Origin of the sequence: Nostoc sp., assembly GCF_036916735.1 — a bacterium.
GTDB lineage: Bacteria > Cyanobacteriota > Cyanobacteriia > Cyanobacteriales > Nostocaceae > Nostoc.
The window spans coordinates 15,001-28,273 of sequence record NZ_JBALFV010000064.1; the positions used below are offsets into that span (position 1 = coordinate 15,001).

Annotated in this window: 7 protein-coding genes and 1 pseudogene; 5 read left to right on the top strand and 3 right to left on the bottom strand. The window is 40.7% G+C overall.

All coding sequences use genetic code 11. The features are described from left to right. Positions 1–345: 345 nt before the first annotated feature. Together V7L20_RS15350 and V7L20_RS15355 are read right to left on the bottom strand one after the other, a co-directional pair. A complete protein-coding gene (locus tag V7L20_RS15350; RefSeq protein WP_334744914.1) occupies positions 346–3,729 on the bottom strand; it encodes an EAL domain-containing protein in 3,384 nt (1,127 codons plus the stop codon). 229 nt (positions 3,730–3,958) lie between these two features. Then, a complete protein-coding gene (locus tag V7L20_RS15355; RefSeq protein WP_334744915.1) occupies positions 3,959–4,843 on the bottom strand; it encodes a ParA family protein in 885 nt (294 codons plus the stop codon). Positions 4,844–5,165: 322 nt separating this feature from the next. Between V7L20_RS15355 and V7L20_RS15360 the strand changes: the two genes are divergently transcribed. Then, positions 5,166–6,341 carry a homospermidine biosynthesis protein gene (locus V7L20_RS15360; protein WP_334744916.1) on the top strand — a complete coding sequence of 392 codons (1,176 nt, stop codon included), beginning with the start codon at positions 5,166–5,168 and terminating at the stop codon, positions 6,339–6,341. A gap of 118 nt (positions 6,342–6,459) precedes the next feature. Here the strand turns inward: V7L20_RS15360 and V7L20_RS15365 are convergent, their stop codons facing one another. Continuing rightward, complete coding sequence (locus V7L20_RS15365) at positions 6,460–8,364, bottom strand: adenylate/guanylate cyclase domain-containing protein (protein ID WP_334744917.1); 1,905 nt, start codon at positions 8,362–8,364, stop codon at positions 6,460–6,462. 707 nt (positions 8,365–9,071) lie between these two features. Between V7L20_RS15365 and purD the strand changes: the two genes are divergently transcribed. From purD to V7L20_RS15385, 4 genes and pseudogenes are all read left to right on the top strand, one after another. After that, positions 9,072–10,370, top strand: a complete 1,299-nt coding sequence (gene purD / locus V7L20_RS15370) for a phosphoribosylamine--glycine ligase (RefSeq protein ID WP_334744918.1) — start codon at positions 9,072–9,074, stop codon at positions 10,368–10,370. Between the two features lie 83 nt (positions 10,371–10,453). Further along, a pseudogene (locus V7L20_RS15375) lies at positions 10,454–10,594 on the top strand (element excision factor XisI family protein); the annotation flags it as partial. Positions 10,595–10,926: 332 nt separating this feature from the next. After that, a complete protein-coding gene (gene nblS / locus V7L20_RS15380; RefSeq protein ID WP_334744919.1) occupies positions 10,927–12,873 on the top strand; it encodes a two-component system sensor histidine kinase NblS in 1,947 nt (648 codons plus the stop codon). Between the two features lie 136 nt (positions 12,874–13,009). Then, the coding region (locus V7L20_RS15385; RefSeq protein WP_334744920.1) for a hypothetical protein at positions 13,010–13,273 on the top strand (264 nt) is incomplete at its 3' end.

Below are 13,273 nucleotides of genomic sequence, written 5' to 3' on the forward strand. Positions count from 1 at the left end.
AGTTTGTAGCTTTTTTTGACAATGAAAATAGTGCAACTTGTAGGCGCGACAGCTTATAGAAGATTATCAAGCAAGCAATCGTCCAATCCAAGGTGTTTCTCCAAAGAGAATTTGATTCCAAGATTTTATGAGAAGAATTCATAACTCAGGAGCAAAGCCGGAGACGCTCCGCCTCCGTCATAATTTAGTATTAATTCTGTACGAGTAGCTTGTGAATATTGGTTTAAAACCATACTTCGTCTTGCTACGCACTTTCACCCCTGATGGACGAAACTAGCATTAAAAATTTTCGCCTTAAAACTTTATCCTTTTATGGGTAGAGTATTCTAAATTCTGACTCCTGTTTTATTTTATTAAAAAGTTTTTGCCACACAAGTTAGCAGCAAGTAGTGTTTCTACTTCTACATCTTCCATAGGTGCTAAGAAAAAATACCCTTGTCCATAATCACATTGTAAAGCCTTCAGTTGTGCTAATTGCTCTACAGTTTCTATCCCTTCTGCTGTTACAGACATGTCTAAATTATGAGCTAATGTCACAATAGCTCGAACAATTTCTAAATTTTCTCCTCGACTACCTATATTGCTGACGAAAGAACGGTCAATTTTAAGGGTTTTGATTGGTAGGCGGTGCAGATAATTCAAAGATGAATAGCCAGTACCAAAATCATCCATGTGCAACTCGATATTCAGCGCTGTTAACTGGGAAAGTACGGTAGTAGCTAATTCAAAATTATCCATCAACAAGGTTTCAGTAATCTCTAATTTCAAACTGCCTGGGTTCAGTCCAGTTTCTTGCAAAATATGTTTAACTTGCTTAAACACATCAGGTTGAGTGATTTGTTTGCCAGAAAAATTAACGCTCATTGTCAAAGATAATGAGTTAGGAAATTGTTTATGCCATTTGTGCATTTGATGACAGGCTTCATAAAGCACCCATTGCCCAATAGTAACAATCATTCCAGTTTCTTCTGCCAGGGGAATAAAATCTTGAGGGGAAACAAGCCCTCGTTTTGGATGATGCCAACGTATCAGTGCCTCAAATCCAATAATTTTGCCACTTGTCAGTGAAATAATTGGCTGGTACTCAAGGCGAAATTCTTCTTGTTTGAGTAGTGCATTTCGCAGAGCAGTTTCTAACTCCAAGAGCAAAGATGCACCCTCGTGCATTTTTCCGTCAAAGACCTCATAGCGTGCCTTACCAAGTGATTTGGCGCAGTACATTGCCACATCGGCATCGCGTAGAATCTGCGCTGCTTGCTCATAATCTGCTTTACTTAAAGCGATGCCAATACTAGCATTAGTAAAGACTTTATGCTCATTTAATTGAAATGGTAAAGCTAGCACTTTTTTAATTCGCTCGGCTACCTGTATGGCGGTGCTGATATCCTCAATTTCCTCAATTAAGATTGTGAACTCGTCTCCACCAAAACGAGCAACTATGTCTCCAACTCGCAGAACTGATTTTAGCCGATGAGAAATTTCAATTAAAAGTTGATTTCCCAGTAAATGTCCAAGGCTATCATTAACAACTTTAAAACGGTCTAAGTCTAAGAATAGTACGGCGAATAAATATTTATTTTGCTGTTTAGTACGTTCTATTGCTCCCTGCACTCGCTCTAAAAATAATCGTTGATTAGGTAATCCGGTTAGTCCATCATGAAGACTATTGTGGAGTAATTGCTCTTGTGCTTGTTGACGCTTGATAATGTCTTGCTCAAGTTGTTGATTCACTCTAATAAGTTCAACGGTACGTTCTAGAACCATCTGCTCAAGCTGATGACGATACCGAACTAATTCTTTTTCGACTAACTTACGTTTAGTGATATCACGGATAATAACAACATACTCTCGTAGCTGGGAATTAAATGGCTGTGAAATAGTCGATTCAACGATTAGTAGACCTTGGTTAATTTTTAAGGTTTGCTCACTTCTAATAGACCATTGCTCCGGTTTGCCGCGATAGCTGATTAGGAGTTGATTCAATTTTTGACCAAGAAGCTGCTGAACAGTTGTTTGAAATAATTCCTCAGCAGCAGCATTTGTCTGACAAATTTTACCGTTTTCATCTAATACTAAAACAGTATCGGGGACAGTATCGAGAGTAGTAATAAATAGGCTTTTTGCTTGTTTGCGTGCATTATCAATAGCAACGATTTGTGGTAGAGTTGTCCAGCAAGCGATCGCAACTCCTGCAAAAGAAAGTGTCACTAATAGAATCGCTAGCAAAGAGTTATGAATATTATGATGATTTTTGTCTAATAAATCGCGGAGCAACCAACTGCTTGTGGCAGTAATACAAATTAATGATACTAGGACAATGACTTGTAGTACCGCAAAATCTTGGTTATTTCTACTAAACCTAACGTTGTAATGCTGTGTCCACCATTGTAGGTGTAATGGTGCTAAATTTAAGCGACGTAGCGCTACATCTCCTATCATCAGAATAATGGGTAATAATAAACCCACTAAAAAATCTCTCCAATTCCAAGCTAAACCTCCTACTATTAGAACTACTGCTTCTACACAGAAAAAACCAAGTGACCACCAAGGCCATAACACCTGCGGTTTGCCCCGACACAGCCATAATCCCAGATGTAGACCCATAATCGACACGAGATAACAGGTGCCTGCTACCGTGACAAGTTGAGGTATATTTCCCAAATTGAGACAAAGCAGACTGAGTAGAAAGGTAACTAAGATAGCAGGGCCAAGGACACCTTGGGGAGAAACTAATGTAAATAGAGGACAAAGCTGCTCGTCTAAAGCAAGTTGGTATAATATCCGAGGAGAGTTGGAAACTGCCGTAGCAGCACTTAAAAGACAGGATATAGTAATGAGAAGTGTGACTATAAAACAGGCAGATTCACCCCAAAAAGGCTTAGAAGCCGCCACCAAATTTAAGAACGCATCGTTACCTATTTTTGGATTTGGAGGCGAACACATTAATACCCAAGAAGCACCTAAAAACACTGCAGGAATTAGCCAAGCAGCTACGGTTAAGAACTTCAAAGTTTTATATGGATGGCGGCTATCAGCAACAAATGAAGAAGTGGTTTCACAAGCATAAATTGAATAGCTAGCCAGGAAAAAGCATTTTGCCCATTCTTCAAAGCTCAAGCTATCTGTGCTAGTTAGGATAAGTTTAAAACTAGTGGTTGAGAAGGCTGACCATACTACGCCTTGAATACAAAACAAAAGTAGTAATAAAATGGCTGGGAATACAAAAAATAAATGCAGTAGCGCTAAAGCACGAGTGCCACTGAAAGCCAAAATAAAAGGAATTGCTGTAAAAAGAACTTTTAAAAAAGTTTCTGGACAAGAAATACTTAATTTTTCAAAATTGACTTGAATTAGGTCTGTGAGAATAATCGCATACAATGCTGGTGCTGCTGCCCAGCTAAAAAAGTATCCTAAAGCTACGTAACGGCCTAAGCTAGGAAAGTTCTTTAGTAGCCTTGTGGTATAGTTTGGTGTTCCCCCAGCGACATCTGGCCAATGTCTACCTAGACTTTGTACCTGGAAGTTGAGTAAAAAGGAAATGATTGTGCCAAACAACCAAACTAAGATAGCTTTAGGCCCTAACGCCGCATGAATAATCGGGGCAGTACCAATCCATCCTACATGACCCGTTAAGCCAAAGCCCCAGGTTTCGGGATAACTCAGAGTTCGTGGTAAACGTATTACCAAGCGTTGATTTTTTTCTGCCTGTGCAGAATTGTTTGTAAGCATTGTTTCTTAGCGAGATTTACTGGCCTTTTCACTCAATAGCCGAATATTGCTGTACATAGCTTCAGTATAAATGCTGGACTTATCGGAAAAATCACTTAATTATTACCACTTTTTCTCGAGTCAGGCAGGAGGTAGAGAGCAGGTTTTAGATGAGGTTATTATAAGGTCATTTTCCCAAGCTTTGTACCTCCTTCCCCCTGCCTCTTCGTTGAACTCACCACTTCTGGAGCTATAGCTTTTGCAACAACTCTTGAGTTAACTGAAAGAACGCTTTTGAACCAGCTGATTGAGGAGCATTTAAAACAGCTGGCATAAAACTATCAACAGCCTTAGCAACATTAACATCAACTGGTATTTGTACCTTACAAATTTTTTCTACACCAAAATCTTCAACAACGCGGTGCATCACTTGTTTATAGTATCTGCCAGTGAGAAGGTTAGCAGTGGACATGCTAAATACAATTCCTAGCATTTTTATATCTATTTTGGTTTCATTTCCATGACTGTCTTTCAATTGTGCAATGCGTCTTTCTAATAATTGAATACCTACTACAGATAAAGGTTCTGGTTTAGCAGGAAGTATGTAAAAATCACTGGCAGCTAAAGCGCTACGAGTCAATAAATTATATCCAGGCGCACAATCCAAGAGGATAAAATCATATTTTTGACGTACAGATTTTAAAATATTATTGATTAAGACTCTTTCAAAGCGATTCCAAATTGTTTCAAAGTCCTGTTCACCCAAAGCAGTTGCTTGCTGATGCAGCATTTCTGAGACAACAAACTCATCATACAAGTCGATATCTCCTGGTAATAAATCCAGTCCTGGAAGATTACAAACCTGGAATTGAATGATATCTTGAATTGTCAATTTCGCTTCTGGTTCTGGATTGATAACTTGGTCTATCAGGTACCTAAATGTCTTACTTTGTTTACGACGCTTGGCAAAATCTAAAGGCGACATCAAACTGAGTGTGGCGCTAATTTGGCTGTCTAAATCAAGGACAAGCACCCGCTTACCATGATTTTTAGCTAAACAGGTAGCTAAGTTGACGGTGAGGGTGGTTTTGCCAACGCCACCTTTCATATTTGCAGTAGCAATTATATATCCCATTGATTAAGTCCTCTGTTGACACATTCCCATCTAGGTAGCGTACACCTGTCTCGATCTATTAAATCTTCCATTAAATTTAATATTTTCGGAAACAGGGGGAAATGACCTCTTCCTCATGCCGTGGGTGGATTTATGCGGTGCTGTACTAGTTAAATTGCTGTAACTTTGGTTGAAAGGTGGAATGAAGATATCGATCTGAGTGAGTATGAGCTTTGTAAAAATGGTATGACAGTGGTAGAAGGCGATCGCTCAATATACTCTACTGAAATTACCTTAATTAGTTCATTAAGATTCTGCGTGTTTACTGTTCAGGAGTGCCAAAATGTCTAAACAGCTGGGTCAAAAAATCGCACCTACACCTATATCAAATGATATCGATGTGGTGGATTTGATCGATCAATACTTCACCGCTTACAACTCAGCGCGGTTGCGGGAAATCTGCCAACTACTGAGTCGTGATGTGCTGACGGAAGGTGTCACGGTGGGAGTTAGCCTTTCTGGTGCAATGACGCCAGCAGGATTTGGGGTTTCAGCGCTTGCACCCTTAATTCGCAACGGCTTTATTGACTGGATGATTAGCACCGGTGCAAATCTTTACCACGATATGCACTACGGTTTGGGTTTTGAACTTTTTGCTGGTAATCCGTTTTTGGATGATGTGAAACTGCGCCAGGAAGGCACTATCCGCATTTATGACATTATCTTTGGTTACGATGTACTACTGGAAACTGATGCATTCATCCGGAAGATTCTGCAAGGGGAAGCGTTTCAGAAGCGGATGGGAACTGCTGAGTTTCACCATTTACTAGGTAAGTATGTTCGAGAAGTAGAAAAGCAGTTGGGTGTAAAGCATTCCTGCTTGCTTGCTACAGCTTATGAGTATGGCGTGCCTATATATACGTCTTCTCCAGGAGATAGCTCAATTGGGATGAACGTGGCGGCTTTGGCTTTAGAAGGTTCGCAGTTGGTGTTAGATCCATCAATTGACGTAAATGAAACGGCTGCGATCGCATATAATGCCCGTGAATCTGGAGGTAAAAGTGCGGCTGTAATTCTTGGTGGCGGTAGTCCCAAAAACTTTTTGCTCCAAACCCAACCGCAACTTCACGAAGTCTTGGGGCTAGAAGAACGAGGACACGATTACTTTGTGCAATTTACCGATGCCCGTCCAGATACAGGCGGTTTGTCTGGAGCAACCCCATCAGAAGCTGTCAGTTGGGGTAAGATTGACCCGGAAGAATTACCTAACACTATTGTTTGTTATACCGATAGCACGATCGCTCTACCATTGGTGACAGCATACGTCTTGAACAAGTGCCAGCCTCGCCCCCTAAAGCGTGTTTACGACAGGCGAGAAGCTATTTTGGATAAACTGCAAAAAGACTATCTAGCAGCCAAAACCCAATCATCAGATCAAATTCCAGCAGCAGTGGCTGAAAGTGCCCAAAAACAAACAGCGACTTATCCTTGTGGGCGGTTGATTCCAAATACTCCATAGGGAGTAGGGGGGAGGGGGCAAGGGGGAGAATAAAAAATTACCTCTTTCCCCTCTGCTCCCTGCTCCACTTCGGCTACGCTCAGTGACCACCTGCCCCTCTGCCTCTTTCCAATGCCCCTCATCCCTTGCGTCCAATCAACAAATAAGTAGTTATTTTCCCTTTACCTTGAACTTCGATTTCGCCCCACTTTTTAAATAAAAATTTATTACATAAAGACTTATAAATATCTTCTGTAACTTGGATTTTACCAACAACACCTTGGTATTCTATGCAGTGAGCAATGTTTATTGTGTCTTCCCATAGATTATACGTGATTCTTTGGAAGTCAATTACTCCTGCAACTACGGAACCAGTATGGATGCCGATACGGATACTAAAGTTTTGTTTATTCTCAGTATTAAATAGAGCGATCGCAGTTTGCATCTGTAGTGCCATTTGAGCCATCGCTTGAGCATGATCCCGGCGGCGTGTCGGAAAACCACCAACTACCATATAAGCATCGTCAATGGTTTTAATTCTCTCTAAACCATGTTCTTTGGTGAGGCGATCAAAAGTTGAGAAAATCGAGTTGAGTAAGTTTACCAGTTGAATTGCACTCATAGAAGCAGCAATTTCGCTAAAGCCGACAATATCTGCAAATAAAACTGTGACATCACCAACGTCTTCGACAATTTTAGCTGCTTCTTTCAAGGGTTTCGAGATTGCTGCTGGCAAAATATTTAGCAATAAACGTTCGGTTTCTTCCTGCTGATGGCGTAGCGCTTCTTCTGCTGCTAGTCGCTGGGTAATATTGCGAAAAATGCCGCGAGTCGCAACTGGATAACCTTCGACAAATTTACAGTTAATATTACCTTCTATAAAGATTTTTTGACTGTCTTTAGTAACGAATGCAGCTTTGACTTGCCCGATTTTTTCTCCTGACAGTACCCGATAAAACCTTTGTAAACAGTCTTGTTTAAACTCTGGATGTATAATATCAAAAACATTCATATTCATAATTTCAGCTTCGCTATATCCCAAAGCTTCTCGCCATGCACGATTAACATACAAAAAACGACCAGATGCATTAACGCATTGAATCAAATCATTAGCATTTTCAAATAAATCTCGATATCGTTCTTCACTTTCTACAAGAGCATCTTCTGCCTGTTTGCGTTTGATAAATTGGGCGATTTGACTACCAATAGAACCCACCATTTGCAACAAGTCTTTATCTTTTGGTTGTACATCCCGGCTAAAGAAAACCATCACTCCTAAGATTTCACTATCGTCTAAGATGGGGAAGCCAAAAGCTGCGTGCAATCCAACCTCAGCAGCAGGTTGCGATCGCCTTTGGTCTCCATCTTCTGTGATATCTTGAATCCACAGGGGCAAACGTCTGATCCAAATTCGACCAGGCAAGCCAACACCTGCTCTATAAGTAGTTTGCCAGGTGATTGCTTTAAACTCTCGCGCAGAAATTACTCGACTTGACCAAATTTCCACACACCTTAGTACTGCATTGAGGCTATGTCCCTGTACCGAAGTGCCAATATATTGACTTGCTATCCAAAGTTCGCCTAAATCCCATCCCAAGTTTTGACAAATCGACTGCAAAATTTGCGGAATTACCTGTTTTACAGTTTGGGATTCTGATAATATACGAGTGATAGCATACTGGGCACTTGTACGCTGTTCCCGTTGCTGCCGATCAGTAATATCCCGACCAATGTAAAGAATATCTTCTAATCCTTTTATTTTTTTCGGAATTACTGAACAAGAAAAAGCAATCAACCGCTTTTCTCTAGTCTTGGTTCGACAAACTACCTCTAAATTTTGAAGATTTTTATGAAAAAAAGAATGCTGTTGAATGGCTTCTATTAAGACTTGCTCATCATCAATTATCAATGATATTGGTTTATTAATTAATTCTTCTTCACTAAAACCAAAGAATTGTTGAGCAGCACAATTTGCTTTTTTTATTTCTCCTAAATTATTGGTTATAAACAAAGGATCTACCATTGCATTAATTACTTGATCCATGTATTTTTTGAATTACTAAACAATATTATTTTTTTAAATGTATTAATAAAAAAATCAAATTTTTGTCAAATTACGCAATTATTGCACTGAATATTAATAACTTAGTAATTAGAACTAACAATTAATAATTTAGTCCCACTAATGATTATTTTAGTTATTCTTTCAAATATTTGGCCAATATACAAGCTTGTTTGGGTAAATTTTCGATAAGTTACTAATACTCAGTTTTCTTACTGAAATTTATAGTAATTGATTAAGTGTGCGATGTTTTCATATCAACCCAGCGTGGTTGAGCAAAAGCGACTATGAGTAACTTTTTGATTTGGTTAAGCAAAATTAAGTAAGTGAGCGGTAATAATACGTATTATCACTTTTGGAGGATTGACAATTAAATATAATTATGATTTAAGTCAGCAGATTATACTTGAATAGCGCTATTTATAAACGATCGCCATTTTAATAAAACCACTCTTGTGCAATCTAGTCCTAAGCAAACCTAAAGTATAATATATTGCAATAATTTACGTTAAATTCAGCAACTTCAGAATTTTCGTGGCAAAATTGCTGATCTATATTTCTTACTGCCCCTGCTCCTCAGCCTTTTTAGTTATGAAGGGGCTTGCATAAGTGTGAAAATTAATGAAAAAATTGATCCGCGAGAGCCAAATAGGGCATTCTCGTTTCGCAAGGAACGTACGAGGAAAGCAGTGAAAGTTTTAGTTGTGGGTAATGGAGGGCGGGAACACGCTCTGGCATGGAAACTATTGCAATCTCAGCAAATTGAGCAAGTTGTCTGTGTACCAGGGAATGGAGGCACAGCAAGTATGGAACGTTGCCATAACTTGCCCTTAACAATAGATGATTTTGAGGGCATGAGCCGATATGCTCTCTCAAATGGTATCACTCTAGTGATAGTTGGGCCAGAAGTGCCTTTGGCAAAGGGAATTACAGATTACCTCCAAGGCAAAGGATTAATGGTATTTGGCCCAATCAGAGCGGGAGCGCAAATTGAGGCAAGCAAAGCTTGGGCAAAAGCCCTGATGCAAGAAGCAGGGATTCCGACGGCACGGGCTGCGGTATTTACGCAGGCAGCAGCAGCAAAATCTTATGTCAAATCTCAGGGAGCGCCAATTGTCGTCAAAGCTGATGGCTTGGCGGCTGGTAAGGGCGTAATAGTAGCTGAAACAGTTGAGCAAGCAGAAAATGCCGTTGATGCGATTTTTCAAGGACAATTTGGCAGTGCTGGTGAATTTGTTGTCATTGAAGAATGTTTGATTGGCCAAGAGGTATCAGTTTTAGCGTTAACGGATGGATTAACAATTAGACCCTTGCTGCCAGCTCAAGACCATAAGCGAATTAGTGACGGCGATACAGGGGAAAATACGGGTGGCATGGGAGCATACAGCCCTGCACCCATTGCTACGCCAGAGTTGATGGCACGCATTCAAACAGAAGTATTAGAAAAAGCGATCGCAACTTTACAAGCTAAAGGCATTGATTACCGAGGCGTACTGTATGCTGGGTTAATGATTGCACCCGATGGCGACTTCAAGGTTTTGGAATTTAACTGCCGCTTTGGCGATCCAGAAACCCAGGTGATTTTGCCACTGTTAGAAACACCCCTAGAAAAGTTGCTTCTAGCCTGTGTACAGCAGCGATTAAGTGAATTGCCACCCATTGCTTGGAAAAAGGGAGCATCTGCCACTGTAGTTGCAGCTTCAGGTGGTTATCCAGGAGAATATGAAAAAGGTCAGGTCATTACAGGCATTAGTGAGGCAGAAGCAACCAAAGCAACTGTATTTCATGCAGGTACAAAATTGAACCAGCAACAAGAAGTCGTAACAGATGGGGGTCGAGTATTAAATGTGACTGGAATCGGAGAAAATTTTGAGCAAGCGATCGCCCAAGCCTACACAGGGATCAAATATATTCAGTTTCAGGGGATATATTACCGGAGAGATATTGGGCATAGAGTGGTCAGCGTGAAGCATGGGGAAACTCCATAAGTATCCAATCTGATGTCAGCTTTAAGGCTGGCACTGATTTCCATCAGGCAGTGAGGCTGACTTATATTTAAGCTAGAGATTGCAAATTTTGGATTGAGCAAGATTGGACTGAAGATGGAATCGCAACTGACCTAGTTCGTGCAGGTGTTGTCAAAGAAGATATAGTTTTGGCATTCCATGAGCCTAAGATGCGACAGTACACAGATTTTGCAGTGGCATTGTAGCCATGACACGGCGGTTTGGATCTCTTAGTGCTGAGTTCAAGTTGACTTGCCGCTAACCTGAGCCAGATAACTAGCTCAAAATCACCACAGGTTGGATTTTTGTTAGACTGCTCATCTGTGCGTAACCAATACAAAAATGGGGTTTAACGCGTTAATCCTTCACTGAATATCTACTCTTATCACTGAAATGAGGTAAATTCGTTAAGACCACCTTAATAAGGATACCTCCTACACTACCTGATTCCCCTCTTCCCTAACATGTTTGTCAAATTAACTGTTAATTTTTTAGTTGTTGGGCTTTATAACAAAGACTATTAACAACTTTATTTAAGATGCTAAGTCTGTTCAAAACAATTCGACATGCGATCGCTAGTTGGTGGTCAGAGTTCACACTCCAGACCAAACTACTGGCTGTGGCCACAATGGTAGTTTCATTAGTGATGAGTGGCTTGACCTTCTGGGCTGTGAATACAATTCAGCAGGATGCGCGGATGAATGACACCCGCTTTGGCCGTGATTTGGGGCTGCTGCTTGCTGCTAACGTTGCCCCCCTAATCGCTGACAATAATCTGACTGAGGTTGCTCAATTTTCTCAACGCTTCTACAGCAGCACCTCTAGTGTGCGTTATATGCTTTACGCTGACGAAAATGGGGAAATATTTTTTGGCATTCCTTTTTGGGAAGCAGAGGTAGAAAACTCCCTTACCATCAAACGGCGAATCCAACTGCCAGAAGATTACCCTAGTGATGGGGAAAAGCCAATGGTGCGGCAACATACAACCCCAGATGGAACAGTCACCGATGTATTTATTCCCCTGATTGTTAATAAAAAATACTTAGGTGTATTAGCGATCGGTATCAACCCCAATCAGACTGCTGTCATCTCCACCAATTTTACCCGCGATGTCACCATTGCCGTTTTTATCACTATTTGGGTAATGGTAATTTTGGCAGGAGTAATTAACGCCTTGACCATCACCAAGCCCATTAAAGAATTGTTAGTGGGGGTGAAGCAAATTGCTACCGGAAATTTCAAGCAGCGCATTAATTTACCTTTAGGGGGGGAATTAGGGGAGTTAATTTTAAACTTTAATGAGATGGCAGAGCGATTAGAGCGCTATGAAGAACAGAATATTGAGGAACTAACCGCAGAAAAAGCCAAACTACAAACCCTAGTTTCGACGATCGCAGATGGTGCTGTGTTGATTGATAACAACATGCAGGTGATTTTAGCTAACCCCACAGCAGAGCGAATTTTTGGCTGGGAAAACGCTGGTGTAGAAGGTAACAACTTGTTACATCACTTGCCATCATCGGTACAAATGGAAATCACTGAGCCTTTATATGAAATGGCAGCAGGCAAATGTGAAAGCGCCGAATTTCGCATTTTTCTTAACCAACCCACCCAAAGGACGATCCGTATTCTCTTGACAACAGTACTCAATGTGCAAAGGGAAAGCATCAAAGGCATTGCGATTACTGTCCAAGATATAACCCGTGAGGTGGAATTAAACGAGGCAAAAAGCCAATTTATCAGCAACGTTTCTCACGAACTGCGAACGCCTTTATTCAACATCAAAACCCATATTGAAACTCTGCACGAATACGGCGAGAACTTAGATTTACAGATACGGCAAGAGTATCTACAAACAGTAAATCATGAAACTGATCGCCTGACCCGTTTAGTTAACGATGTTTTAGATTTGTCAAAACTCCAATCTGGTCACAACTACAGCTTCGATGGCGTAGATTTAGCCCAAGCGATCGAGCAAACATTACGTACTTACCAACTCAATGCTAAAGATAAAGGTGTTGAACTCATTCAAGAAGTTGCTCCTAATTTGCCCCTAATAATGGGTAATTATGATCTGTTAGTACAAGTGTTTGGCAACCTGATTGGTAATTCCCTTAAATTCACAAAAGTCGGTGGTAAAGTGGTAATCCGCGCCTACCAACTAGATTTTAAACCCAGTCAAACCCAATCTTCTCCAGTACGGATTGAAATTTCCGATACTGGAATTGGCATCGCCACAGAAGATCAACATTCAATTTTTGAACGCTTCTTTCGCGTAGAAAACCGAGTTCACACCCTAGAAGGCACGGGTTTAGGTTTATCAATTGTCAGAAATATCATCGACAGACATCGTAGCAAAGTCCATCTGGTGAGTGAAGTCGGCATTGGCACAACTTTTTGGTTCGATTTAGCCGCTTTTGATGAAAAAGTGCCACCGATACAAGTTGAACCTATTGCGGAAGCATCCAAAATCACTACAGTTTGAAGATTGCAGAAGCATCCAAAATTATCACAGCCTGAAGATTAGGGATTGGAGATCCCCCATTATCCCCCTTAAAAAGCTACGGTGTACACACAAGTATGACCAGCATAGGTTTCAATTCTTCTAGTAGTTTCGTAGGGTGCGTTATGGACACGCCGAAATAACAAATGCGATCGCCAAAGTAACAAATGCGAACGCCGAAATAACAAATGCGAACGCCGAAATAACAAATGCGAACGCCGAAATAACAAATGCGAACGCCGAAGTAACAAATGCGAACGCCGAAATAACAAATGCGAACGCCAAAGTAACAAATGCGAACGCCAAAGTAACAAATGCGAACGCCAAAGTAACAAATGCGAACGCCAAAGTAACAAATGCGAACGCCAAAGTAACAAATGCG